Genomic DNA, 25,439 nt, shown 5'->3' with positions numbered 1-25,439 from the left:
ACTCCTCCGGCCCGGGGTCACTCACCGGCGGAGGAGTCCGGCCCTGGCGTGGTGTCCCCACCGGACCCACCGGATCCGCCGTCCGCTCCGTCCCCGCCGTCCTCGGCGCTCCCGTCCGGAGCGCTCTGTGACGGGGTTGTCGAGGGGGTCGGGGTGGGGTCGGAGGTGCCGGGGGTGCCGTCCTGCGTGACGCCGTCGTCATCGCCGCCCGCACCGGAGGACCGGGATGGGCCGGGCGACGGTGTGTCCCGGCCGTCGGCACTCCCGTCACCACCGCGCCCGGGGGAAGGGCTCGGGGAGGACGATCCGCGCCGGGGGTCGCGGTCCGGGGACGGGGTGTCCGAAGGGGTGTCCGAAGGGGTGTCCGAAGGCTGGTCGTTCTTCGAGCCCGAGGACCCGCTCGGACGGTGGAAGCTCTCGCCGACCGTCGTCCCGCCCCGGTCACCGCCCCAGACGTTGGACACCGGGCCGCCGGACACCCACTCGATCCCCGTGATGGCCACCATCGCGACGGCGAACACGGCCACCGCCGCGAGGGCGGGCCGCCGCCCGCCGCGCAGCCGGGTGCCATGTGTGGTGGGCGCGTTCCAGACGCCCTGCCCCCGGTCCGGGGGCACGACGCCGCGTCCGCCCCGGCGCACCGGCCTGACCTGCTCCCGCGCCTCCTTGATCTGCTCCCCGGTGCGCCGGAACAGATGGTGGAAGAGGCTGCCGCCCGCGGTCGCGACCACGCTGACCAGACCGGCGCCGACGATCGTGCCGTACACACCGAGCCTGGAGGCGAGCACCGCGGCGGCCACCGCCGCCAGCGTGCTCCCGGCGACCTGGGCCACACTCAGCTCCAGCCGCCTGCTCTTCTGTTGTCCGTCGCTCTCGGCGCTCTCGGCCTTGCCGTCCATCCCTCGCCCTCGCTTGGACATTCGTTCCAGCCTGCAAGGAGAAGTGACCGATAAACGAAGCAGATCGTTCCGATTCTGGCGATTCTGTGAAACTTGCCACCCACATCCGGACCCACTTCGAAGGATCGAGGGTCCGATCACCATGCCGCGGCCGAACTCGGCTGGCGCGCCGCTCCACTCGAGCGGCCCGAATGGAGTACTGTGGCGAGCCCTGGCCCCCCTCCTCCATCCGGCTGTCCGGACCCGATGAGAGGGACCGGAAGGCGGCAACTCAACCGGAGCCGCCGCGACATGACATGGGGATCGCCGCCCGGGGTGACAGCGCCGTCACTTTGGGTGGCAAACAGGTCACCGTGCCATAACGGCGGATCGGGGCCCATGCCCGACACGCCGGGCAACTCGGCAAAGTTGTGGCAGGCTGCACCCGGGCAGGCCACACTCGTCTAGCGGGAGAGCAGCGACGCAACCGTGACGTCGGCAGGCACCACCCGGGAGGTCCCCATGCCCGAACTGCGTGTCGTGGCCGTCAGCAACGACGGCACACGGCTGGTGCTCAAGGCTGCGGACAGCACGGAGTACACGCTTCCCATCGACGAGCGACTGCGCGCCGCGGTGCGCAATGACCGCGCTCGGCTCGGCCAGATCGAGATCGAGGTCGAGAGTCATCTGCGGCCCCGTGACATCCAGGCCCGTATACGCGCCGGTGCCTCCGCCGAAGAGGTCGCGCAGATGGCGGGCATCCCCGTGGACCGCGTGCGCCGCTTCGAGGGCCCGGTGCTCGCGGAGCGCGCGTTCATGGCCGAGCGCGCCCGTAAGACGCCCGTGCGCCGTCCCGGCGAGAACAGCGGACCGCAGCTCGGCGAGGCCGTCGCGGAGCGGCTGTTGCTGCGCGGCGCCGAGAAGGACACCACCCAGTGGGACTCCTGGCGGCGCGACGACGGCACCTGGGAGGTGCTGCTGGTCTACCGGGTCGCCGGTGAGCCGCATTCGGCGAGCTGGACCTACGACCCGCCCCGGCGGCTGGTCCAGGCCGTCGACGACGAGGCGCGGGCGCTGATCGGCGAGGCGGACGACACCCCCGAGCCCAGCTTCCCCTTCGTACCGAGGATCGCCCGGCTGCCGCGCGACCGGGACCGGGACCGGGACCGCCCCCTGGCCGAGCGCGGCGGCGAGGAGTCCGACGGCGCGGCACCGGCATCGGCGTCCGCCTCGGCGGACGACGGCGTCGGCGGCGAGCGGGACTCGCTCACCAGCCTGCTGGAGGCCGTGCCCAACTTCCGGGGGGACATGGTCGTTCCCGACGCGCCCGCCGCGTCGGCCGCCCAGCAGGACGAGCCCGATGAGGAGCCCGAGGCCGTGGAGCCGCCCGCACCGGCGGCGAGCGCGGGTTCGGCGTACGCGGATGTGCTGATGCCGCGGTCGGTGGCCGGTCACCGTGACCGGCTGACCGGGACCACGGACCGTCAGGCGGAGGCGGACGGTGTCCGTCCGGGCCGCCGGGCGGCAGTGCCCAGCTGGGACGAGATCGTCTTCGGCACCCGTCGCAAGAAGCAGGAGTAGCCGACGGGCGCCCCGGCCGCGCGCCGGGCGCCCCTCGAGCCCCCGAGGCGCTCAGTCGGTGGGCCCCGCCGTCCCGGTCCGGGGCGGCGGGGCTCACCGGCGCGTTCAGCCCGGCTGCGGACCCGTGGCCACCGGACGGTCGCCGGAGGCGGACCACTCGCTCCAGGAGCCGACGTACAGGGCCGCCGGAATGCCCGCGGACGTCAGCGCCAGCACCTGATGCGCGGCGGAGACACCCGAACCGCAGTACACCCCCACCTCGGTGGTCTCGGTGACGCCCAGTCCCGCGAAGCGCTCGGCCAGCCGTGCCGGGGGCAGGAACCGGCCGTCGGCGGTGACGTTCTCGGCCGTCGGGGCGGAGAGCGCGCCGGGGATATGGCCGCCGACCGGATCGATGGGCTCGACCTCGCCCCGGTAGCGCTCGGCCGCCCGTGCGTCGAGCAGCACACCGCGCCGTGCGAGCTCGGCGGCGCCGTCCGCCTCCAGCAGTGGTACGGCGCCCGGTTCGGGGACGAAGTCCCCCTCGGGCACGGCGGGGGCGTCGGTGGTCAGCGCACCGCCCTCGGCCGTCCACGCGGGCAGCCCGCCGTCCAGCACCTGAACGGACGGATGGCCCGCCCAGCGCAGCAGCCACCAGGCACGCGCCGCGGCCCAGCCCTGTCCGCCGTCGTACACCACCACGCGCCGGTCCCGGTCGACCCCGGCCGCACGCATCGCGGCTGCGAACGTGGGGAGTTCGGGCAGCGGATGACGTCCCGCCGCTCCGGCCGGTCCCGCGAGTTCGGTGTCGAGGTCGACGTAGACGGCACCGGGCAGATGCCCGGCCGCGTACACCGGGCGCCCCGGAGGGCCACCGAGCTGCCAGCGCACATCGAGCAGCAGCGGCGGACGGTCTCCCGCCACCTCGCCCATGAGTTCAGATGCGGTGATGAGGGGATTCATGGGAACCATCCTTACGTAGAAACCTTGCGACTTTTGGACTATCGAGTCACCCGACGTACAGCTGATGGCCACAAGACCGCAATGAAGCCGAAACGGATGCACAGTGTGATTTCGGGCATTCTCCAGTGGGAACCAGCGAATTGCGGCGCGGCCAGGGGTCGGCTTGCGGCAGGTGGTGGAAATATCTTCCGGACCCCCACAGCAGCACCTCCGCACCACCGCCCCGCGCCGCCGACCGGCGCCCGGGGCCGTACGGCCACCACACATGGTCCGAGGAGAGATTGACGTATGACCGAGGCAGCGACTCGGCGCACACCGGGCACGCCCTGCTGGACAAGTCTGATGGTGCACGACCTTGCCGCGACACAGGACTTCTACCACGCCGTGTTCGGCTGGGAGTTCACACCGGGCCCACTCCAGCTCGGCGCGTATGTCCGCGCGGTACAAGGCGGCCGGCCGGTCGCCGGACTGGGTGAGCTGCCTCCGGACCGCCACCTTCCGGTGGCCTGGATGACCTATCTGGCCTCGGACGACGTCGATGAGACGGCGGAGATGATCCGTGCCTGCGGCGGCACCGTGGCGGTGGGCCCGCTCGACGCGGACGAGGCGGGGCGGATGCTGCTGGCGGCCGACCCGGAGGGCGCGGTGTTCGGGGTGTGGCAGGAGGTGCACCAGCCGGAGACCCCGGCGACCGGGGCGCCGGGCGCCCCCGTCTGGCATGAGCTGATGACCCGTTCGACCACCGGCGTCGCCAAGTTCTACCAGATGGTGTTCGGTTACCAGTCGGAGCCCGCGGACCCGGCCGGCTCCGATCTCCGCACCCTGCGGCTGGACGACCGGCCGGTGTGCGCGATCCAGAGCGTGGGCGGTGCGCTGCCGCGCGACCGGGGGCCGTACTGGATGACGCACTTCGCGGTGGCGGACGTGGACGAGGCGGTGCGCCGGGTGACCGCTTCCGGTGGACGGGTGGTGCCGGCGCCGTCGGAGCGGGAGGCCGGGCGCTCGGCCACGGTGACGGACCCCGAGGGCGCGGCCTTCACCGTGGTCCGGGCCGTGAGCGGCTGACGGTACGACGGCCGCCATCGACCGGGAGGGGGTCAGGCGGAGGCGGACGCCTGGTCGTGGTGGCGCCGGTCCGCGGTCACCGCGCCTGGTGCACCGGCTCCCCCCGGTCCGGCCGGTGCGTCGACCGGCAGCACATCCGGTGACAGCGTCGCGGCATGGGCGGTGGCGGCCGTCATCCGGCGCCGATGGTGGCGGCGGCACAGCACCTCGTAACCGACCGCGCTCTCCGGCTGGTTGACGTCGCCCACCACCACCTGGGCACCCTCGACCACCATCCGGCCGCCGACGGTACGGGCGTTGTGCGTGGCCCGCGCCCCGCACCAGCACAACGCCTCCACCTGCAACACCTGTACCCGGTCGGCGAGTTCCACCAGCCGCTGCGACCCGGGGAACAGCTTGCTGCGGAAGTCGGTGGTGATACCGAAGGCGAAGACGTCGACCTCCAGGTCGTCGACGATCCGGGCGAGTTGGTCGATCTGGGCCGGGGCGAGGAACTGCGCCTCGTCCACGATGACGTAGTCGGCGCGGCCCCCGGCCGTCAGCACCCCCACCACATGGGCGTAGAAGTCCATGTCCTCGACGGCCTCGACCGCCTCGGTGACCAGCCCGAGCCGCGAGGAGAGCTTGCCCTCCCCCGCCCGGTCGTCCCGGGTGTAGATCATCCCTTGCAGTCCGCGCGCCGAGCGGTTGTGCTCGATCTGAAGAGCGAGGGTGCTCTTTCCGCAGTCCATGGTTCCGGAGAAGAACACCAGCTCGGGCATGAGGGTGGCAGAGCCTTTCGTACGGCGGATGACGGATCGCGCTTCACGCTTCAGGAGCGTACTTCGAGAAGCGGTACCAACTGCTCCACGGGGGTCATCGAACCGTGCAGCCCCACCATCGCGGACTCCTTCGGCTCGGTCTCCGAGGCGACGATCGCGACATCGTCGGCGGCGGCCGCCACCACATCGCCGATCCGCCGGTACACCCGCTCGGCCACCCCGCCGCCGTCCTCGGGCCGTCCGAACCAGCCCGCCTCGATGGCCTCGTCGCGCCCGGCCACCCACATCCGGTCGCCGAGCACCTCGCGCCAGACGGCCAGCACATCACCGGCGGCGCCGGGGACCGCGTACACATGCCGCGCGCGGCCCTCTCCGCCCAGGAGCGCGACGCCCGCGCGCAGTTCCCAGTCCTCGTCGAAGTCGATCCGCGACTCCGGGTCGAACGGGATGTCGATCATGCCGTGGTCGGCGGTGACGTAGAGGGCGGCGCGGGGCGGGAGTTGTTCGGCGAGCCGCTGGGCGAGCCTGTCCACATACCGCAGTTGATCACGCCACTCCGCGGAGTCCACACCGAAGCGATGACCCTTGCCGTCCACCTCGCTGTAGTACGTATAGACCAGGGAGCGGTCCCCGGCGGCCAGTTGCTCGGCCGCGAGGTCCATCCGCTCCTCCCCGGAGAGCCGCCCATGGAAGGTGCCGCCGCTGAGCGCGATCTTGGTGAGCGGGGTCTCCTCGAAGGTCGGCGCGGAGACCTGGCAGGTGTGCACACCCGCGGCGTCGGCACGCTGGAAGACCGTGGGGTACGGCTGCCAGAGATACGGATCCGTCCAGGGCTGCCAGCGCAGCTGGTTCATCAGCTGCCCGGTGGCCGGGTCGGCCACGGTATAGCCGGGCAGGCCGTGGGCGCCCGGCGGCAGCCCGGTGCCGACCGAGGCCAGCGAAGTGGCGGTGGTGGACGGGAAACCCGCGGTCAGCGGCGCTCCGGTGCCGCCCAGCGAACTGGACAGCAGCGTGGTCAGGAACGGCGCCTCGGCGGGATGGGCGCGCAGCAGCTCCCAGCCCAGCCCGTCGATCAGGAAGACGCAGACCCGGTCGGCGGGGGCGAGCGGGAGGTCGGAACGGAACCCCGGGACCTCCTGCCCCGCGACGACGGCGGGCAGCAGATCGGCCAGCGAGCCGGAGCCGTAGCGGGGCAGCGGCGCGGCCCGCGGGTCGAGCGGCGCGGGCTCGGGCCAGACGGAGCCGGCCGGGGTCAGCGGGCCGGTGGCGGAACCGGACATCAGCGGCCGGAGTCCGGCGTGGCCGCGGTGGCCTCCGAGAGCGCCTGGGCGAAGGCGAGCGTCTGGCGGACGCTGTCGGGGCCGTCACCCGCCTCGCTGACGCGCAGGCTCAGGTCGTCGGCGGTGGAGGAGCCGGTGTAGCCGTGGTCCGCCTCGCAGTTGGGATCGCCGCACGCGGCGGGCTCCAGGTCCAGCCGGTTGACCGCGCCCCACCCGATGGTCAGCACGACCTCCCGCGGCAGGGTGCCCGGGGTGTACGACTCGGGGTTGGCGACGACCCGGCTGACCACCACCGAGGAGATCCGCTGGAGCTTGACCGACTCGGTGGAGGTGGTGGCGTACGGCGACGGCGAGGTGCCGTCCGCGGCCTGCTCATCGGTGTGGCTGACGATGAAGCGGTTACGGGTGAGGACGAGGACCGTGACATGGCGGCGGACCTCGTTGGCGTCGAAGGTCGTCTCCTGGTGGACGAGGTAGGACACGATCGGTTCCCCGCCCACGGCGGCCTCCACCGCCTCGGCCACGAGTGCCGGGTAATAGCCGCTGCGCTCGATCGCCGCGCGCAGCCCCTGGGTCGTCGTACCGGTCTTCGCCATGTGCACCATCCTAATCCGTGGGTGCGGCCGGTCCGGCCGTGCGAGAGGGCGGACGGCCGGTTCGGGACGGTGGAGGGGCGGCGGCGGGAGGGTCCGTCCGCCGCGTCGGGGGCCGCACCCCTGGCGCGAAGCGCTGACCGGGCGGGGCGTCATCGCGCCAGTACCGCAGCACGCGCCCCCGCACGATCTCGAGCCGGGCGGCGGCGATGAGGCAGGGGACGGGCTCCCGGCCGTCCGCGTCCGCCTCGAAGGCGACCAGGACGGCAGGCCGTTCACCGAGCCGCCGGGTGACCGTCGCCAGCTCGTCGGCGGTCGGGGCGCGGAAGGCCGGATCGTGGAACACCGTGGGGCAGCTGACGAAGGCCGGATCGCCGAAGTGGAGCTCCAGGCCGTGGTGGTAGGTGAGGTCGACCCCCGCGGCCAGCCGGAACGCACCGGAGTCCCAGGCGAGGACGTCCCAGTCCCACCAGGAGCCCTCCGGCAGCCGGAGCGCCGGGTACCGGGACGCGGTGTCCACCGTCAGGACCTCCTGGTGGATCAGTAGGCGGGCAGGTGGCGGGGGCCGAGGTCGGTGCGGACGGGAGGTGGGGCGAGGCGGGCGGAGGCGCCGAGCACCGACAGTCCGCGCTGAGCGACCACGACCGGTTCAAGATCGACCGCGACCATCTCGGGATGGTCGTCGACCAGACGTGACACCCGCAGCAGCAGCTCCTCCAGAGCCGCGGTGTCGACGGCCTTGGACCCGCGCCAGCCGAAGAGGAGCGGGGCGGTCCGGATGGACCGGATGAGCTCGGCGGCGTCCCGGTCGGTGGCCGGGACGAGGCGGTGGGCGGTGTCACCGAGCAGTTCGGAGGGGGCACCGGCGAGGCCGAAGGAGAGCACGGCCCCGGCCGCGGGGTCGATCGCGGCCCGGACCACGGTGTCCACCCCGCGCGGCGCCATCCGCTGGACGACCAGCCCCAGCCCCTCGGGCGGGCCGAGGTAGTCGGTCAACTCGGCGTAGGCACGGCGCAGTTCCGCCTCGCCGCCGAGATCGAGCCGTACACCGCCGAGGTCGGTGCGGTGGCGCAGCTGGGGGGCGGTGGGCTTGAGGGCCACCGGGAAGCCGAGCCGCTCGGCGGCCCGGACGGCGGCGTCAGGGCCGGGCGCGGGCAGGGCGGGCAGCACGCTGACGCCGTAGCGGGCCAGCAGCCGCTGGGTATCGGCGGCGGACAGCTCCACACCGGCCGCGGTGTCGTCCGGTGACAGGGCGCCGGACTCCGCGCGCCCGTCGGCGGCGCCGCTCTCGGCGGGGGCCGGAGAGCTCCCGGCGGCGCCGTCGGCCGGGGAGCTCGCGGCGGAAGCCCCGTTCGCCGGGACACCACCCGTCGGGGAACTCGCGACCGGGGAGGCGGCGCCGGTGGGGGCGCCATCGGCTGGCCAGCTCGTGGTGGAGGCGCCGGTCGCCGGGGCGCTCGCGGCGGGGGCGAGGAGGACCTCGATGTCGGCCGCGGCACCGGACTCGTCGATGTCCTCGTACTCCGGCACCCGTCCGGGCTCGGCGGCCTCCTCGCGCCAGCGCGCGTACCGCACGGCCTCGGCCAGGGCGCGGACGGCCCGCTCGGCCGCGGGGTACGCCGGGATCCGCCGGGTCCGCGGGGCGTCGCCCCCGTCGCCGATCCCGGCCAGGGCCTCCACCAGGTCGGGGATCTCCAGGTGGACCACGGCGACGGGCTTGGCCCCGCCGGGGCCGGGGGGCGCGTCGGCCGCCTCGCGCACGGCGGCGGCGAGATCGGTGGCGCAGGTGTCGTCGACCCAGGGGATCGCGGTGACGACCACCGCGTCGCATCCGTCGTCGGCGAGCGCCTCGGTGAGGGCGGAGCGGAAGTCGCCGGGCTCGGCGGCCGTGGTCAGATCGCGGGGCGGCAGCGGGCGCAGCCCCTCGGTGAGGCAGGCGTCGTAGGTGAGCAGCCCCAGGGACTCGGAGTTGCCGAGGATGGCGACGCGCGGCCCGGCCGGAAGCGGCTGGGAGGCCAGCAGGACACCGGTGTCGGCGAGTTCGGTGACCGTGTCGACACGGATCACGCCCGCCTGCCGCAGCAGGGCGGAGACGGTGGCGTCGGGGATCCGGGTGGTGGGCACGGCGTGGCCGGTGGGGGCGCTGCCGCTGTGCCGGGCGCCCTTGACCACCACCACCGGCTTGACCGCGGCGGTGCGCTTGGCGAGCCGGGTGAACTTGCGTGGGTTGCCGATGGATTCGAGATACATCAGGGCCACGTCGGTCTGCGGGTCGTCGTACCAGTACTGGAGGAGATCGTTGCCCGAGACATCGGCGCGGTTCCCCGTGGACACGAAGGTGGATATCCCCGCGATCCCGGGCAGACCGGCCAGCCCCGCCCCCCGCCGGTGCAGCCCGGACAGCAGTGCGATGCCGATGGCCCCGGACTGGGTGAACAGTCCGAGCCGTCCGGGGATGGGCAGTTGCGGGGAGAGGGAGGCGTTCAGCCGTACGCCGTCGGCGGTGTTGATGACGCCGAAGGCGTTGGGACCGATGATGCGCATGCCGTAGGTACGCGCCTGGCGGACCAGGTCGCGCTGGCGGGCGCGGCCCTCGGGCCCGCTCTCGGCGTATCCGGCGGAGAGCACGAGCAGGCCCTGGACGCCGTGCTCACCGCAGTGCGCCACCACGGACGGCACCTGGTCGGCGGGGACGGCGACCACGGCCAGGTCCACCGGGCCGTCGATCTCGCGCAGCGAACGATGGCCGGGGACGCCCTCGGGGTCGAGCCGCGCACCGCCTTCGGGGAAGGCGCGGTTGACGGCGTACAGGCTCCCGGTGAAGCCGCCGTCGAGGAGGTTGCGCAGCACCGTGCGGCCGACGCCGCCGGGGGCGCGTCCGGTGCCGATGACGGCGACGGAGCCGGGGGCGAGCAGCCGCTGCACGGAGCGGGCCTCGGCCCGCTGCTCCCGGGCGCGCATGACCGCCAGTGAGCGGTCGGTGGGTTCGAGGTCGAACTCGAGGCGGACGACACCGTCCTCGAAGCTGCGCTGCTGGGTGTAGCCCGCGTCCGTGAACACCTTGATCATCTTGGTGTTGGCGGGCAGCACCTCGGCGGCGAAGCGGCGGATGCCGCGTTCACGCGCGACCGCGGCGATGTGCTCCAGGAGGGCGGAGGCGACGCCGCGGCCCTGATGGGCGTCCTGGACGAGGAAGGCGACCTCGGCCTCGTCGGCGGGTGCGCTGGCCGACCGACCCCGGCCGTCGATGCGGTCGTAGCGCACGGTGGCGATGAACTCGCCCCCCACGATGGCCGCCAGACCCACCCGGTCGACGTAGTCGTGGTGCGTGAAGCGGTGGACGTCGCGGTCGGACAGCCGGGGGTAAGGGGCGAAGAAGCGGTAGTACTTCGACTCGGCGGAGACATGCTCATAGAAGCTGACCAGCCGCTGCGCGTCATCGGGGGTGATGGGGCGGATCTGCGCGGTGCCACCGTCCCGGAGCACCACGTCGGCCTCCCAGTGGGTCGGGTAGGCGTACTGGTCCGGCGGCGTCGGCATGGGGCAAGCGTAAGGGCCGGGCGCCGATCGGGAGCAGGTCCGAACGGTCCCGTCCGGATTGGCGGACGGGTCCGAATGGTGGACGCCCTTGCGTGGGGGCGGGGTGTCGGGGGAAGGTCCGTATCGGCCCGGTCCGGGCATGGCCGGGCCTACTCGGACATCGTTCGGGTGAACCCGGACACCGTATGATTTTGGTCTAGACAACACCACCCGTCACATCTGAAGGGCAACACCATGGCTGAGCGCCGCGTCACCATCGGCTGGGCCGAGGGCCTGCACGCCCGCCCTGCGTCGATCTTCGTCCGGGCGGCCACCGCCGCAGGCGTCCCCATCACGATCGCCAAGGGCGACGGCACCCCGGTCAACGCCGCTTCCATGCTGGCCGTGCTCGGCCTGGGCGCGCAGGGCGGCGAGGAGGTCGTCCTGGCCTCCAGCGCGGACGACGCCGAGGTCGCGGAGGTGGCGCTCGACCGCCTGGCGAAGCTCGTGGCGGAGGGCCTGGAGGAGCTTCCGGAGACCGTCTGATCCATGCGGTGATGCGGTTCCCGACAGGGCCGCGGTGACCCCACCGGTCACCGCGGCCCTGTCGTTTCCGAATTCCCACCCCGCGAACCCGGCCTGCTGAATCCGGCCCTGCCCATCCAGCCCTGCCAATACGGCCCTGCCAATCCGGCCCATGAAAAAGGTAAGGCCGGGAAATCGGTCAGGAATCATGTATACGGGAGCCGTGTAAATTCCGCCGGTTCGCCGTGTTGACGGAATGTTTCGAAGTCCTCACCTGAGCCGGACGGCGCCGCCGGTATTCCGAGAGCGCGCTTTCGGTGTGCGCGGTGGCGAGGATCCGGGCGCGGTCGGCGTCGCCGCGCGCGACCGCGTCCACCAGCGCGCCGTGCTCCGCCCAGGACGCCACCGCCCGCACCACCGGGTCGGGATGCCCGCCCACACCTCCCGGCCCGGACCGCTCCGGCCGCCGCTCCGGCTCGTGCGGGGCATCGGACGGGTAGACCCAGGCGATCTTGCGCCGCACCTGGACGAGAAGCCCGGCCAGGCTCGGACTGCCCGACGCCTGCGCCAGGATCTCGTGGAACCAGTCGCCCAGCGGCCGCAGTTCACCCAGGCTCCCCCGGCGGGCCCGCTCCTGTCCGAGCCGGACCAGACCGCGCAACACCTTCAACTGGGCCTCGGTGCGGCGCTGGGCGGCGCGGGCGGCGCCCAGCGGCTCCAGCAGCCCGCGGATGTCGAGGAGGTCGGCCGCCTCCCGCTCGGTGGGCTGGGCGACACATGCGCCCGCATGGCGCCGGGTGATCACGAAGCCCTCGGACTCCAGGGTGCGCAGGGCCTCCCGGATGGGCACCCGTGAGACGCCGTAGCGGCGCGCGAGCAGTTCCTCGGTGAGCCGGCTGCCGGGCGGATAGGCACCGGAGACGATGTGCTCGCGAATGGCCGTGCACACCGCATGCGCCGAAATCCGCCGACCGCCCGTGATCTCGGCGGTATCCCCGTTCACTTCCGGTCCCGCACTGTTGAACCTCCGCCTTAATCCCAGCGAAACGCACCCGATTGCCGGGCGTTCGACAACTCTATTCCAGAACCAGGGAATTTCCGATGGCGGACGGGATTTCATGGATGTTTTTGGTCAGCGGGAGTGGGGCGACATACCGAAGGCCCCGTCCGCTCCGGGCGGACGGGGCCTTCGGTGGTGCCAGATGTACGGAGGTGCCCCTCGGGGGCACGGCCGCGGCGGGGTCAGACGCCGACGCCGTGCGAGCGCAGGTACGCCACGGGGTCGATGTCCGAGCCGTAGTCGGGACTGGTGCGCGCCTCGAAGTGCAGGTGCGGTCCGGTGACGTTGCCGGTGGCGCCCGACAGGCCGATCTGCTGGCCCGGGGTGACCGTCTGGCCGACCGAGACGTTCAGGGAGGACATGTGGCCGTACTGGGTGTACGTGCCGTCCTTCATCTTGATGACGATGTTGTTGCCGTAGGAGCCGCCCCAGCCCGCCTCGACGACCTCACCGGCGCCCACCGCGTGCACCGAGGTGCCCGAGGCCGCGTGGAAGTCGATACCGGTGTGGCTGCCGGAGGACCACAGACCGCTGGACGCCTGGTAGGCGGTGGAGACATAGGAGCCGGAGACCGGCGAGACGAAGGTGTTGAGGCGCTTGCGCTCGGCCTCGCGCGCGGCGCGCTCCTTGGCCGCCCGCTCCGCCTTGGCCTTCTTCGCGGCCGCCTCGGCCTTCCTGGCGGCCTCCTGGCGGGCGATGGTCTCGGCCCGCGCCTTGGCCGCGGCCTCCGCGGCGGCGGTCTCCTGGGACTGCGCCTGGGCCTGGATCTGGTCGGCCAGACCCTCGTCGATCACGATCGCCTGCTGTAGCCCGGTCTGCTCGGGAGCGGGCTCGGCGGCGAGGGCGGGTCCGGCGATACCGGCGACGACGCCCGAGGCGACGGTGGTCGCTCCCACGATGTTCGCGCCGGTGCGGACGGACCGTCGGGGACGGCGGTGTTTCCCGGTGGCACGGGTGAACGCCATGCTGTGGCGCACTCCTTCCTTCCTTCTCGCCTACCGGGTTAGCTGACGGGTTCGGAGCAGGAAGGTCTCCTACGGCCCCCTCGTCCCGGAGGACAAGGCGCCCGATTCACCCCTGGGGACATTGGGTCCCCGGCTCCCCTGGCTCGCGCCGTACGGGGACTCGGCGATGGCTGCCCGTGCCGCGGGTGCGGCGTGTAGATGGCGAACAGCCGCACTGACGCTAATCGGGCCGTCTTTCGATCACCAAACAGATCCGGATTTTTGTTGCTCTCCCCACAAACCAAACAGCCAACCTCCCTATAAAACGGGCATTCGGAAAGACCCTGACATCGCATGCGATGCCAGGGTCCTTCCGCTGATGGCCCGTTGGGGGACCGGGGGTCGCGCCGGGGGTCAGCCCGAGACGACGGTCACCTCACCGATGCCCAGCTCCCGGACCGGCCCCTCGATCTCCGAGGCGTCGCCGACCAGCACCGTGACCAGCCGGTCCGCCGGGAAGGCGCTCACCACCGCGGCGGTGGCCTCCACCGTCCCGGCTTCGGCGAGCCGGGCGTACAACTGCGCCTGGAAGTCGTCCGGAAGGTGCTGCTCGACCTGGTCGGCGAGGGTGCCCGCGACGGCGGCCGCGGTCTCGTACTTCAACGGGGCGACGCCCACCAGGTTCTGCACGGCGACATCGCGCTCGGCGTCCGTCAGCCCCTCCTCCTTCACGGTGCGCAGCACCTTCCAGAGGTCCTCCAGCGCCGGGCCGGTGACCTCGGTGGCCACCGAGCCGCTGATCGCCAGCATCGCGGCGCCCGCGGAAGCGCCGGACGGCGAGGGGGCCGTGGAGCGCAGCACCTGGCAGAAGGAGCGCACCCCGTAGGTGTAGCCCTTCTCCTCGCGCAGCACGCGGTCGAGCCGGGAGGTGAGGGTGCCGCCCAGGCAGTAGGTGCCCAGCACCTGGGCGGGCCAGACGCGGTCGTGGCGGTCGGCGCCGATCCGGCCGATCAGCAGCTGGGTCTGGACCGCGCCGGGCCGGTCGACGATCACCACACGGCCGGTGTCGTCGGCCACGATCGGCGGGGCCGGGCGGGGCGCGGCCGTGCCGCCGGTCCAGGCGCCGAGGGTGTCGGCGAGGGCCTTGTCGAGGTCGACCCCGGCGAGGTCGCCGACCACGACGGCGGTCGCGGTGGACGGGCGGATATGCGCCTCGTAGTAGGCCCGTACGGCCGCCGCGTCGATGCCCTCGACCGTCTTCTCGGTGCCCTGGCGGGGCCGGGACATCCGCGACTCGGCCGGGAACAGCTCCTTGGCCAGGGCCATGGAGGCGCGCCGGGCCGGGTTGGCCAGCTCATGCGGGATCTCGTCCAGCCGGTTGCGCACCAGCCGCTCGACCTCGCTGTCGGGGAAGGCGGGGGCGCGCAGCGCGTCGGCGAGCAGCCCGAGCGCCTTGGGCAGCCGGGAGACCGGGACCTCCAGGGAGACCCGTACGCCCGGGTGGTCGGCGTGGGCGTCCAGCGTGGCGCCGCAGCGCTCGAGCTCGGCGGCGAACTCCTCGGCGTCGTGCTTGTCGGTGCCCTCCGACAGGGCGCGCGCCATGATGGTCGCCACTCCGTCGAGCCCGGCGGGCTCCGCGTCCAGCGGGGCGTCCAGGTTGACCTCGACGGCCACGACCTGCTGGCCGGGGCGGTGGCAGGTCAGGACCGTGAGCCCGTTGGACAGCTCACCGCGCTCGGGGGCCGGGAAGGCCCACGGCTTGGGCGCCCCGCCGCTCGGCCGCGGGTGGAAGTTCATGGTCGCGGTGACGGCGTCGCTCACTGGGCCGCCTCCCCTTCTGCGTCGGTGTCGTCGGCGGCGTCATCGGCGGACTCGGCGCCCTGGACGGGCTCGTAGACCAGCACGGCGCGGTTGTCCGGGCGCAGCCGCGCGGCGGCCACGGCCCGCACCTCCTCGGGGGTGATCTCGAGCACCCGCTCCACGGCGGTCAGCGCCAGCTGCGGATCGCCGAACAGCACGGCGAAGCGGCACAGCTCGTCGGCGCGGCCGCCGACGGTGGCCAGCCGGTCCAGCCATTCGCGCTCGATCTGCGCCTGGGCGCGCTCCATCTCCGCGGGGGTCGGCCCCTCCTCGGCGAAGCGGGCCAGCTCCTCGTCGACCGCGGTCTCGATGGCGGGCACCTCGACACCGCCGGAGGTCTTCACGTCCAGCCAGCCGAGCGAGGGCGCGCCCGACAGCCGCAGCAGCCCGAATCCGGCCGCCACGGCGGTGCGGTCGCGGCGCACCAGACGGTTGTGGATCCGGGAGGACTCGCCGCCGCCGAGGACGGTCAGCGCCAGATCGGCCGCGTCGGCCTCGCGGGTGCCGTCGTGCGGCAGCCGGTAGGCGGCCATCAGCGCGCGGGCGGGGACCTCCTCCTCCACGACCTCGCGCAGCTGCTGGCCGATCACCTCCGGGAGAGCGCCGTCGCGGGGCGGGCGCTTGCCGTCGTGGGAGGGGATGGAGCCGAAGTACTTCTCGATCCACGCGAGGGTCTGCTCGGGGTCGATATCGCCCACGACCGACAGCACCGCGTTGTTCGGCGCGTAGTAGGTGCGGAAGAACGCGCGCGCGTCCTCCAGGGAGGCCGCGTCCAGATCGGCCATCGAGCCGATGGGGGTGTGGTGGTACGGGTGGCCCTCGGGGTAGGCCATGGCGACCAGCTTCTCGAAGGCCGTGCCGTACGGCACGTTGTCGTAGCGCTGGCGGCGCTCGTTCTTGACGACGTCCCGCTGGTTCTCCAGGCTCTCCTCGTCCAGCGCGGTCAGGAGGGACCCCATCCGGTCCGCCTCCAGCCACAGCGCCAGCTCCACCTGGTGGGTGGGCATCGTCTCGAAGTAGTTGGTGCGCTCGAAGCTGGTCGTGCCGTTGAGCGAGCCGCCGGCGCCCTGCACCAGCTCGAAGTGGCCGTTGCCCGTCACCTGGGCCGAGCCCTGGAACATCAGGTGCTCGAAGAGGTGAGCCAGACCGGTGCGCCCCTTGACTTCGTGGCGCGAGCCGACGTCGTACCAGAGGCAGATCGCGGCGACCGGGGTCAGGTGGTCCTCGGAGAGCACCACCCGCAGTCCGTTGGCCAGCCGATGCTCAGTCGCTTTCAGGCCGCCGGAGCCGGCCTGTTGCGTGGCCGTGTGACCCATGGGCATGTACGTCCCTTCGATCGCGTGATGGAGGCGGTGCGAGCCGCGTGATGAGCGCTCCTGTCACTGTATGCAAGCGCATGGACATCTGGCGAAGTTCCGGTCCTGTTCCGCCCCGCGGGGGGTGTCCGCGGACCTCCGCGGCACCCCCGTGACAGGGTCCCGAGGCAGGGGGCGGAACGGGACGCGGCCACGCTTGTCCACGGCCCGTTCCACAGTTGTCGGCGGGGCGGGCCACAATGGACGCCGTCAGATCCCGCCCCGGCAGTTGAAGGAGCCGCACGCGCGATGGCCCGCCGCAGCACGAAGACCCCGCCGCCGGACGACTTCGAGGAGCGCATCCTTGACATCGACGTCGTCGACGAGATGCAGGGCTCCTTCCTCGAGTACGCCTACTCGGTCATCTATTCGCGTGCGCTGCCGGACGCCCGCGACGGGCTCAAGCCCGTGCACCGGCGCATCCTCTACCAGATGAACGAGATGGGGCTGCGCCCCGAGCGCGGCTTCGTGAAGTGCGCCCGCGTCGTCGGCGAGGTGATGGGAAAGCTCCATCCGCACGGCGACTCCTCGATCTACGACGCGCTGGTGCGCATGGCGCAGCCGTTCTCGATGCGGCTGCCGATGGTCGACGGACATGGGAACTTCGGCTCGCTGGGCAATGACGACCCGCCCGCGGCGATGCGGTACACCGAGTGCCGGATGGCCTCGGCCACCTCGCTGATGACCGAGTCCATCGATGAGGACACGGTCGATTTCGCGCCGAACTACGACGGCAGCGAGCAGGAGCCGATCACCCTGCCCGCCGCCTATCCGAACCTGCTGGTGAACGGCACGTCCGGAATCGCGGTCGGCATGGCGACCAATATGGCCCCGCACAATCTGGGCGAGGTCATCGCCGCCGCCCGCCATCTGATCAAGCACCCGGGCGCCGACCTGGACACGCTGATGCGGTTCGTGCCCGGACCCGATCTGCCGACCGGCGGACGGATCGTGGGCCTCGGCGGCGTCCGGGACGCCTATGAGACCGGCCGCGGCACCTTCAAGATCCGCGCCACGGTGGCGGTGGAGGATGTGACGGCCCGCCGCAAGGGCCTGGTCGTCACCGAACTGCCCTTCACCGTGGGCCCCGAGAAGGTCATCTCCAAGATCAAGGACCTGGTCGGCTCGAAGAAGCTCCAGGGCATCGCGGATGTCAAGGACCTCACCGACCGCCAGCACGGTCTGCGTCTGGTGATCGAGGTGAAGAACGGCTTCAACCCCGAGGCCGTGCTGGAGCAGCTCTACAAGCTCACGCCGATGGAGGAGTCCTTCGGCATCAACAACGTGGCGCTGGTGGACGGCCAGCCGCTCACCCTGGGGCTCAAGGAGCTGCTGGAGGTCTATCTCGACCACCGCTTCGAGGTGGTGCGCCGGCGCAGCGAGTTCCGTCGCACCAAGCGGCGCAACCGGCTGCATCTGGTCGAGGGTCTGCTGGTCGCCCTGCTCGATATCGACGAGGTCATCCGGCTGATCCGTTCCAGTGAGAACGCGGCGCAGGCCAAGGAAGCCCTCATGTCGCGGTTTGAACTCTCCGAGGTCCAGACGCAGTACATCCTGGACACCCCGCTTCGTCGGCTGACCAAGTTCGACCGGATTGAGCTGGAGTCGGAGCGCGACCGGCTCAATGCGGAGATCGAGGAGCTGACCCGGATCCTGGACTCGGACGCCGAGCTGCGCAAGCTGGTCTCCGCCGAACTGGCCCAGGTGGCCAAGAAGTTCGGCACCCCCCGGCGGACCATGCTCCTGGAGTCGGCGGGCGCGCCGGTCACCGCGGTGCCGCTGGAGGTGGCGGACGACCCGTGCCGGGTGCTGCTGTCCTCCACCGGTCTGCTGGCCCGCACCGCCAACGGCGAGCCGGTCCCGGTCGAGGGACAGGCCAAGCGCACCAAGCACGATGTGATCGTCTCGGCGGTTCCGGCCACGGCCCGCGCCGATGTGGGCGCGGTGACCTCCACCGGGCGGCTGCTGCGGCTTTCGGTGATCGACCTGCCGATGCTCCCGGAGAAGGCCGGGCCCGCCAACCTGGCGGGCGGGGCACCGATCGCGGAGTTCCTGACACTGGAGGAGGGTGAGGAGCTGATCTGCCTCACCACTCTCGACGAGTCCTCACCGGGGCTCGCGATCGGCACGGAGCAGGGCGTCGTCAAGCGCGTGGTCCCCGACTATCCGGCCAACAAGGAGGAGCTGGAGGTCATCGGGCTCCGGGACGGCGACCGGATCGTGGGCGCGGTGGAGCTGCGCACCGGCGAGGAGGACCTGGTCTTCATCACCGACGAAGCGCATCTGCTGCGCTATCCGGCGAGCCAGGTGCGGCCGCAGGGCCGCCCCGCGGGCGGTATGGCGGGCATCAAGCTGGGTGCCGGCGCCAAGGTGATCTCGTTCACGGCCGTGGATCCCGCGGCCGACGCGGTGGTGTTCACGGTGGCGGGCGCGCATGGCACGCTCGACGATTCGGTGCAGCAGTCGGCCAAGTTGACCCCGTTCGACCAGTACCCGCGCAAGGGCCGGGCCACGGGCGGTGTGCGCTGCCAGCGGTTCCTGAAGGGCGAGGACTGTCTCGTGCTGGCCTGGGCGGGCGCCACGCCGACCCGTGCCGCGACGGCCGCCGGGGCGGCGGCGCAGCTGCCCGACCCCGACCCGCGCCGGGACGGCTCGGGCACGCCCCTGGCGAAGCCGGTGGCGGTGGTGGCCGGCCCCGTATGAGCCGCACGGCGGCCCGCGAAGCGCTGAACGGCGACGGCGGGCCGCGGAAGGCTGAACGGGCGGGCCACAGAGGGCTGAACGGGCGGGCCACAGAGGGCTGAACGGGCGGGGCGCGGCACCACGGGGTGCCGCGCCCCGCCCGTTCGCGCTCGTGAGCGCGCCTGGACCGGCCACAGGCGTACGTACGGCGGCTCAGTGACCGCTGCCGTTACGGCGGGCCCGCAGCTGGTGGAGGGCGACGTGGGCGCCGGAGTGTCCGCGGTCGGCGGCCCGGCGGAAGTGCCGCTCCGCCTCGCCCAGATTGCCCAGGTCCATATGGAGCGTGCCGAGGACCACCATCGCCGAGGTGTCCCCCGCGGCGACCGCCTTGCCCAGCCAGTGCACCGCCTCGGCGTAGGCACCCCGGTTGCCGAGCCCGATGCCGTAGACCGTCATCCCTTGTGGATCACCGGCGTGCGCCGCCTTGCGGGCGAGCGGCTCCGGAAGGGGCCGCCCGTCGCGATAGGCCGCCCGCACCATCGATCTGAGGGCGGGATCCAGCCCCCGTCGTCCGCCGCGTCTTCGCCGTCGCCCCCGCCACCACGCCCATAAGCCGCTCATCCCAGCCCGCCTCCCCGCCCCCGTGTCCGCCATTCTCCCGTTTGTTTCCGCATCGCGGAACCGCATGTACGGGGGTGAATACGGACCGTGATCTTCCAGCGATGGGGTGCGCGAGGCGTGAAGTGACTCATGTGGCTCCCCCTGTCCCACTCCGGCGCGCCGCACAGATCGAGAGAGGTTAGGCTTACCTTTGTGAGCACGTGCGCGACCGCTTCCCGCGACCTGTCCGAGCCGCTCGCCGGGACGGCGGCCACCGCCCCCACCTGGCTGCTGGTCGAACAACCCGGTCCGTGGGGCACCGAGGCCCTCACGGCGAGTCATCTCGACCCGGCCGTGGGACGCGCGCTGGAGCGCGCCGCCAAGGACACCGGCGTACGGGTCGCCCTCATCCGCCGTCCCGGCCGCCATGCCGATCTGCACACCGGTGCGCGGCACCGCGTGTTCGTGGCCCACACCCGGCCCGGCCGCTCCTGGATCCGCACCACCGCCCTCACCGACCCCGGTCGGCTGCGGGCCCTCGACTTCGCGGCGCTGGGCGCCGGTGACCCGGCCGGTCTGACGCTGGCGGCACCGGACGACGGCGAACCCTCCGGACGGCCGACCGCCCAGGGCGCCCCCGGGCAGTGGGAGGAGTACACCGGCGATCCGCTGGTGCTCGTCTGCACCAACGGCAAGCGGGACCGCTGCTGCGCGATCCTCGGCCGTCCGCTCGCCGCCGAGCTCGCCGCGTCCGGGGTCGACGGCACCTGGGAGGTCACCCACATCGGCGGCCACCGCTTCTCGCCGACGCTCGTCGTCCTGCCGCATGGGTACACCTACGGGCGCGCCACGGCGCGGAGTGTGCGGGACGTCCTGGCGGCGCTGCGCGACGGCCGCGTCGTCACCGCGGGCTGCCGCGGCCGCTCCGCGTGGGAGCGCCCCGGCCAGGCGGCGGAACTGGCGGTCCGGGCGATCACCGGCGAGGACGGCGCCGACGCGCTGGCCGTGGCACGGACCGAGGGCGCGGCGCCCACGTGGTCGGTGACCGTCGCCCACCGCGACGGCCGGGAGTGGCGGGTGAGCGTCGCCCAGGTCGCGTCCGCCCCGCCCCGCCCGGAGAGCTGCGGCTCGGCGCTGGGCTCCCCGGCCCGTATGGAGGTCGTCGGCATCCGCGTGACGCGTACGACGGGTCAAGGCGCCCGGGCAGTGGCCGCGGCCCGCCCCTGACCCCTCCGGCGCCCACACCTGGAGCCCGGCCCCGCGCTCTTGGTTACCCTTCGTTGCCATGAGCGCCGCGATACCGCCGCGGCCGCGGCTCGCGGCCACCAGGTGGCGCATCGGCTGGCCCCGACGCGTCTTCTCCCAGGTCCTGCTGATGCAGCTGGCCATCGCCACGGGCGTCACCGTGCTCGCGACCGGCCTGTTCCTCGCCCCGCTCGGCTCGCAGCTGGACGACCAGGCCATGCGCCGTGCCCTGGCCATCGCGCAGACCACGGCGGCCCGGCCCCGGCTGGCCGAGGCGCTCCAGCACAGCCGCCCCTCCCCCGGCGGCCCCGTGCAGACCGAGGCGGAGCGGATCCGCCGCGCGACCGGGGCCGAGTATGTCGTGATCATGGACCGGCACGGGGTCCGCTGGTCGCACACCTCACCGCGCGAGATCGGCAGACATGTCTCCACCGACCCCAGTGAGGCCCTCGCGGGCCGCGAGGTCATGCAGATCGACCAGGGCACCCTCGGCCGTTCCGCACGCGGCAAAGTCCCGCTGCGCGACGCGGACGGCCACGTCGTGGGCGCCGTCTCGGTCGGCATCGCGTACGAGACGGTGCGCGGGCGGCTGGTCGGCGCGGTGCCGGGGATGCTCGCGTACGCGGGCGGGGCCCTCGCCGTCGGCGCGCTCGCGGCCTACCTGGTCTCCCGCAGACTCCAGCGGCGCACCCATGACCTGGCCTTCTCCGATATCTCGGCGCTGCTCGCCGAGCGCGAGGCGATGCTGCACGGCATCCGCGAAGGTGTGGTCGCCCTCGACGCGCGCGGCCGTATCCGGCTGCTGAACGACGAGGCGCAGCGCCTGCTGGACCTGCGCCCCGAGGCCACCGGGCAGCCGCTGGAGGCGGTGCTGCCGCCGGGCCGTACGGCCGATGTGCTCACCGGGCGCGTCACCGGTGCCGATCTGCTGACCGTCTCCGGCGGACGGGTGCTGGTCGCCAACCGGATGCCCACGGACGACGGCGGCGCCGTGGCCACCCTCCGCGACCGCACCGAGCTGGAGCGGCTCGGCCGCGAACTGGACGGCACCCGCGGGCTGATCGACGCGCTGCGCGCCCAGGACCACGAGCACGCCAACCGGATGCACACCCTCCTGGGCCTGCTGGAGCTGGGACTGCACGAGGAGGCGACGGAGTTCATCACCGAGGCGGTCGGGGTGCACCGTGCCACCGCCGAGCAGGTCACCGAACGGGTCCATGACCCACTGCTCGCCGCCCTCCTGGTGGGCAAGGCCACGGTCGCCACCGAACGCGGTGTCTCGCTGGCCCTCGCCTCCGACACCCTGCTGCCGGACCGGCTGGTGGATCCGCCGGGCCTGGTGACGATCGTCGGCAACCTCATCGACAACGCCCTGGACGCGGCGGTCGGCTCGCGCGAGCCGACGGTCGAGGTGGCGCTGTGCGCGGACGAGGGGACCCCTACGGTGCGGGTGCGCGTCTCGGACACCGGCCCCGGTGTCCCGGCCGACCGCCGCGACCTGGTCTTCACCGAGGGCTGGTCGACCAAGGAGCCGCCCGCGCACGGCAAGCGCGGTATCGGTCTCGCTCTGGTGCGGCGGCTCGCCGAACGCCAGGGTGGCAGCGCACAGGTGTCCGACCGCGCGGGCGGGGGCGCGGAGTTCACCGTGATCCTCCCCGAGGCGCTGGCCGAGGAGCCGGGCGGGGCACCCCTGACCGCGACAGGAGAGCCACGATGACCGACGGACCCGGCCCGCCCACCCCCATCGAGGTGCTGGTCGTGGACGACGATCTGCGGGTGGCCCGGGTGAACGCCGCCTACGTGGCCAAGGTGGCGGGCTTCCATGTGGCGGGGCAGGCGCACTCGGCCGCCGAGGCGCTGGCCTTTCTGGAAGACGGCCACGCCGATCTCGTCCTGCTGGACCACTACCTGCCGGACGGGACGGGGCTCGCGCTGGTGCGGCGGCTGCGCCAACTCGGCCATCACACCGACATCATCATGGTCACCGCCGCCCGCGATATCGCGACCGTCCAGGCGGCCATGCGGCACGGCGCCCTCCAGTACCTGGTCAAACCGTTCACCTTCGCCGGGCTGCGCGCCAAGCTGGAGGGCTACGCCGCGCTGCGCCGTGCGCTGGAGGGCGGTGGCGAGGCCGGACAGGACCAGGTGGACCGGATCTTCGGCGCGCTGGGCGGCGCCTCGGCCGGAGCCGCGGAGCTGCCCAAGGGCCACTCCGCGCTCACCGCCGATCTCGTGCGCGAGGTACTGCGCGGTGCCGAAGGGCCGCTGTCGGCCCAGGAGGTCGCCGAGCGGTCGTCGCTGAGCCGACAGACCGCACAGCGCTATCTGAAACTGCTGGAGCGTACGGGCCGGGTGCGGCTCAGTCTCAAGTACGGCGAGACCGGCCGCCCCGAACACCGCTACGTGTGGGTCTGAACGGGCCGCGGGGAACCGCCCGCGGCCGTCAGGCGGCCCCGGCCCCGGTGAGCGCCCGGACCTCGGTCTCCGCGTGCTTGGCCGCGTGCCCGGCGGTGTCCTCGGCCGTGCGTGAGGTGACCGTGCCGAGCCATCCCGCGAGGAAGCCCAGCGGCACGGAGACCAGTCCGGGGTTCTCCAGCGGGAAGACATGGAAGTCCAGCCCGGGGAAGATCGCGCCCGGGGAACCGGAGACCACCGGGGACAGCACCACCAGCGCCACCGCCGGGATCAGCCCTCCGTAGACCGACCACACCGCGCCCCGGGTGGTGAACCGCCGCCAGAACAGCGAGTAGAGCAGCACCGGAAGGTTGGCGGAGGCGGCGGCGGCGAAGGCGAGCCCGACCAGGAAGGCCACGTTGAGGTCCTGGGCCAGCAGTCCGAGCCCGATGGCCACGGCCCCGATCCCCACCGCCGCGAGCCGCGCGACCGCGACCTCCCTGCGCGGGGTGCGGTCGGCCCGGCGGCTCAGCGAGGCGTAGAGGTCATGGGCGACGGAGGCCGAGGAGGCGAGGGTGATGCCCGCGACGACGGCCAGGATGGTGGCGAAGGCGACCGCGGCGACGACCGCGAACAGCACCGTCCCCCCGGTCGATCCGGCGCCGCCGCCGAGGTCCAGCGCGAGCAGCGGAACGGCCGTGTTCCCGGCCGCGTTGGAGGCCCGTACGGCATCGGTGCCCAGCACCGCGGCCGCGCCGAAGCCGAGCACGATCGTCATCAGGTAGAAGCCGCCGATCAGGCCGATGGACCAGATGACCGAGCGGCGCGCGGCCCGCGCGGTGGGCACCGTGTAGAAGCGCGAGAGGATATGCGGCAGCCCGGCGGTGCCCAGCACCAGGGCCAGCCCCAGGCTCACGAAGTCCAGTCGCGCGGTCCAGTCGCCGCCGTACTTGAGGCCGGGGGCGAGGAAGTCCGGGCCGTGGCCGCTGTGCCGCGCCGCCGTGCTCAGCAGCGCGTCGATGTCGCCGTGGAAGCGGACGAGGACGAGGACGGTCAGGGCGATCGCGCCGCCCATGAGCAGCGCGGCCTTGACGATCTGGATCCAGGTGGTGGCGCGCATCCCGCCGAGCGTCACGAAGATCACCATAAGGGTGCCGACGCCGATGACGGTCCAGGTACGGGCGTGGGCGCCGGTCTCGCCGAGCAGCAGGGCGACCAGACTGCCCGCGCCGACCATCTGGGCGACGAGGTAGAGCACACAGACCGTGACGGACGAGACGCCCGCGGCGATCCGGACCGGGCGCTCGCGCATCCGGGCGGCCAGGACGTCGGCCAGGGTGAACCGGCCGCAGTTGCGGACCAGTTCGGCCACCAGGAGCAGCACCAGCAGCCAGGCGACGAAGAAGCCGACGCAGTAGAGCACCCCGTCATAGCCGAAGAGCGCGATCAGTCCCGAGATACCGAGGAAGGACGCGGCCGACATGTAGTCACCGGCGATGGCGAAACCGTTCTCCATGGGCGAGAACAGCCGTCCGCCCGCGTAGAACTCCTCGGGTGAGCCATGACGTCTGCGGCCCGCCCAGGTGGTGATCCCGAGCGTGGCGGCCACGAAAACCCCGAAGAGCAGCAGGGCGAGGCTCTGTTGATTGCCGGTCACCGCCCGTGCCCCCGCATCATCTCCTGGGTCACCCAGCGCAGTTCGAGCGCGACCCGGTCCCGGCGCAGCCGCGCGTGGCGGGCGTACGCCCAGGTGAGGAGGAAGGTGGTGGCGAACTGGGCGAGTCCGGCGACCATCGCGACATTGAGGACGCCGATCACGGGGCGGGCCATCAGATCGGGGGCGGTGGTCGCGGCGACGACGTAGACCAGGTACCAGAGGAGGAACGCGGCGGCCGCGGGGAACACGAACCGGCGGTAGCGCCTGCGCACCTCCTGGAAGGCGGCGCTGCCGTGCACCTCCGTGTACACGTCCTCCGCGGCGGGCGGGCCCGCCCGCCGGGTCCTGTCGTCGGTGTCGTCCGACTCTCCCCAGCCGGACGCGAGCGCGTCGTACCAGGGATCCTCCAGCCGGGCCGGTCCCGTATCGCGCGCGTTGTGCATGTCCACCCGAACACTCCTTGTTCACTGCCACATTGGCCGCGTGCCCAAGGATGGG

21 protein-coding genes and 1 riboswitch are annotated in these 25,439 nt (G+C 72.8%); of the genes, 7 read left to right on the top strand and 14 right to left on the bottom strand.

What is annotated here, in order from left to right; translation table 11 throughout:
• Positions 1-17 precede the first annotated feature (17 nt).
• Positions 18-920 (bottom strand): hypothetical protein, encoded by a 903-nt coding sequence (locus AB0C66_RS32565; protein ID WP_362446914.1) that lies wholly within the window; start codon positions 918-920, stop codon positions 18-20.
• 480 nt (positions 921-1,400) lie between these two features.
• On the opposite strand from AB0C66_RS32565, the gene sepH reads away from it, so the two are divergent.
• Entirely contained in the window at positions 1,401-2,459 is a 1,059-nt protein-coding gene (gene sepH / locus AB0C66_RS32560; RefSeq protein ID WP_362446911.1) for a septation protein SepH, read from the top strand.
• Between the two features lie 105 nt (positions 2,460-2,564).
• On the opposite strand, the gene AB0C66_RS32555 is transcribed toward sepH, so the two are convergent.
• Positions 2,565-3,401, bottom strand: coding sequence for a sulfurtransferase (locus tag AB0C66_RS32555; RefSeq protein WP_362446908.1), 837 nt, complete (start codon positions 3,399-3,401; stop codon positions 2,565-2,567).
• 288 nt (positions 3,402-3,689) lie between these two features.
• Between AB0C66_RS32555 and AB0C66_RS32550 the strand changes: the two genes are divergently transcribed.
• Positions 3,690-4,466, top strand: coding sequence for a VOC family protein (locus AB0C66_RS32550; RefSeq protein ID WP_362446906.1), 777 nt, complete (start codon positions 3,690-3,692; stop codon positions 4,464-4,466).
• Between the two features lie 32 nt (positions 4,467-4,498).
• Here AB0C66_RS32550 and AB0C66_RS32545 read toward each other — a convergent pair whose 3' ends face one another.
• The 5 genes from AB0C66_RS32545 to AB0C66_RS32525 are packed head-to-tail and all read right to left on the bottom strand — an operon-like array spanning position 4,499 to position 10,640.
• Entirely contained in the window at positions 4,499-5,227 is a 729-nt protein-coding gene (locus AB0C66_RS32545) for a thymidine kinase (RefSeq protein WP_362446903.1), read from the bottom strand.
• A gap of 50 nt (positions 5,228-5,277) precedes the next feature.
• Positions 5,278-6,507, bottom strand: a complete 1,230-nt coding sequence (locus AB0C66_RS32540) for a nucleotide pyrophosphatase/phosphodiesterase family protein (protein WP_362446900.1) — start codon at positions 6,505-6,507, stop codon at positions 5,278-5,280.
• A complete protein-coding gene (locus AB0C66_RS32535) occupies positions 6,507-7,103 on the bottom strand; it encodes a DUF5998 family protein (RefSeq protein WP_201878531.1) in 597 nt (198 codons plus the stop codon). Before AB0C66_RS32535 ends, AB0C66_RS32540 begins: the two co-directional genes overlap by 1 nt.
• Before the next feature lie 10 nt (positions 7,104-7,113).
• Complete coding sequence (locus tag AB0C66_RS32530) at positions 7,114-7,620, bottom strand: hypothetical protein (RefSeq protein ID WP_362446897.1); 507 nt, start codon at positions 7,618-7,620, stop codon at positions 7,114-7,116.
• A gap of 20 nt (positions 7,621-7,640) precedes the next feature.
• Positions 7,641-10,640 carry a GNAT family N-acetyltransferase gene (locus AB0C66_RS32525; protein ID WP_362446894.1) on the bottom strand — a complete coding sequence of 1,000 codons (3,000 nt, stop codon included), beginning with the start codon at positions 10,638-10,640 and terminating at the stop codon, positions 7,641-7,643.
• A gap of 234 nt (positions 10,641-10,874) precedes the next feature.
• Here AB0C66_RS32525 and AB0C66_RS32520 point away from each other — a divergent pair, with 234 nt between their 5' ends.
• Complete coding sequence (locus AB0C66_RS32520) at positions 10,875-11,165, top strand: HPr family phosphocarrier protein (protein WP_362446891.1); 291 nt, start codon at positions 10,875-10,877, stop codon at positions 11,163-11,165.
• 178 nt (positions 11,166-11,343) lie between these two features.
• Here AB0C66_RS32520 and AB0C66_RS32515 read toward each other — a convergent pair whose 3' ends face one another.
• From AB0C66_RS32515 to AB0C66_RS32500, 4 genes are all read right to left on the bottom strand, one after another.
• The gene (locus tag AB0C66_RS32515) at positions 11,344-12,147 is read right to left on the bottom strand and encodes a GntR family transcriptional regulator (protein WP_362446888.1); all 804 of its coding nucleotides are present in this window, start codon (positions 12,145-12,147) and stop codon (positions 11,344-11,346) included.
• Between the two features lie 239 nt (positions 12,148-12,386).
• A complete protein-coding gene (locus tag AB0C66_RS32510) occupies positions 12,387-13,169 on the bottom strand; it encodes a M23 family metallopeptidase (RefSeq protein ID WP_362446885.1) in 783 nt (260 codons plus the stop codon).
• 12 nt (positions 13,170-13,181) lie between these two features.
• A riboswitch (cyclic di-AMP (ydaO/yuaA leader) is annotated at positions 13,182-13,345 on the bottom strand.
• A 217-nt stretch (positions 13,346-13,562) separates the two neighbouring features.
• Positions 13,563-14,969, bottom strand: coding sequence for a pitrilysin family protein (locus tag AB0C66_RS32505; protein WP_362446882.1), 1,407 nt, complete (start codon positions 14,967-14,969; stop codon positions 13,563-13,565).
• On the bottom strand, positions 14,966-16,330 hold the full coding sequence (locus AB0C66_RS32500; RefSeq protein WP_362446879.1) for a pitrilysin family protein: 1,365 nt from the start codon (positions 16,328-16,330) through the stop codon (positions 14,966-14,968). Before AB0C66_RS32500 ends, AB0C66_RS32505 begins: the two co-directional genes overlap by 4 nt.
• A gap of 282 nt (positions 16,331-16,612) precedes the next feature.
• On the opposite strand from AB0C66_RS32500, the gene AB0C66_RS32495 reads away from it, so the two are divergent.
• Positions 16,613-19,066, top strand: coding sequence for a DNA topoisomerase IV subunit A (locus tag AB0C66_RS32495; protein ID WP_362446876.1), 2,454 nt, complete (start codon positions 16,613-16,615; stop codon positions 19,064-19,066).
• Between the two features lie 192 nt (positions 19,067-19,258).
• Here AB0C66_RS32495 and AB0C66_RS32490 read toward each other — a convergent pair whose 3' ends face one another.
• Complete coding sequence (locus tag AB0C66_RS32490; RefSeq protein WP_362446873.1) at positions 19,259-19,585, bottom strand: tetratricopeptide repeat protein; 327 nt, start codon at positions 19,583-19,585, stop codon at positions 19,259-19,261.
• Positions 19,586-19,858: 273 nt separating this feature from the next.
• Between AB0C66_RS32490 and AB0C66_RS32485 the strand changes: the two genes are divergently transcribed.
• From AB0C66_RS32485 to AB0C66_RS32475, 3 genes are read left to right on the top strand one after another with little or no spacing between them, the layout of a single operon-like run.
• Positions 19,859-20,872: a sucrase ferredoxin gene (locus tag AB0C66_RS32485; RefSeq protein WP_362446870.1), complete on the top strand. Its 1,014-nt coding sequence runs from the start codon at positions 19,859-19,861 to the stop codon at positions 20,870-20,872.
• A 58-nt stretch (positions 20,873-20,930) separates the two neighbouring features.
• Positions 20,931-22,607 (top strand): sensor histidine kinase, encoded by a 1,677-nt coding sequence (locus AB0C66_RS32480; protein ID WP_362446867.1) that lies wholly within the window; start codon positions 20,931-20,933, stop codon positions 22,605-22,607.
• Positions 22,604-23,305, top strand: coding sequence for a response regulator (locus AB0C66_RS32475; RefSeq protein ID WP_362446864.1), 702 nt, complete (start codon positions 22,604-22,606; stop codon positions 23,303-23,305). Before AB0C66_RS32480 ends, AB0C66_RS32475 begins: the two co-directional genes overlap by 4 nt.
• 28 nt (positions 23,306-23,333) lie before the next feature.
• On the opposite strand, the gene AB0C66_RS32470 is transcribed toward AB0C66_RS32475, so the two are convergent.
• Positions 23,334-24,941, bottom strand: a complete 1,608-nt coding sequence (locus AB0C66_RS32470) for a cation acetate symporter (protein ID WP_362446861.1) — start codon at positions 24,939-24,941, stop codon at positions 23,334-23,336.
• Positions 24,938-25,384 (bottom strand): DUF485 domain-containing protein, encoded by a 447-nt coding sequence (locus tag AB0C66_RS32465; protein WP_362446994.1) that lies wholly within the window; start codon positions 25,382-25,384, stop codon positions 24,938-24,940. Before AB0C66_RS32465 ends, AB0C66_RS32470 begins: the two co-directional genes overlap by 4 nt.
• Positions 25,385-25,439 lie beyond the last annotated feature (55 nt).

Source organism: Streptomyces sp. NPDC048636 (genome assembly GCF_040650655.1).
In the GTDB taxonomy this organism is placed as follows: Bacteria; Actinomycetota; Actinomycetes; order Streptomycetales; family Streptomycetaceae; genus Streptomyces.
Note: the sequence above shows the minus strand (reverse complement) of the source record. Positions and strands in the feature narration are given on the sequence as shown.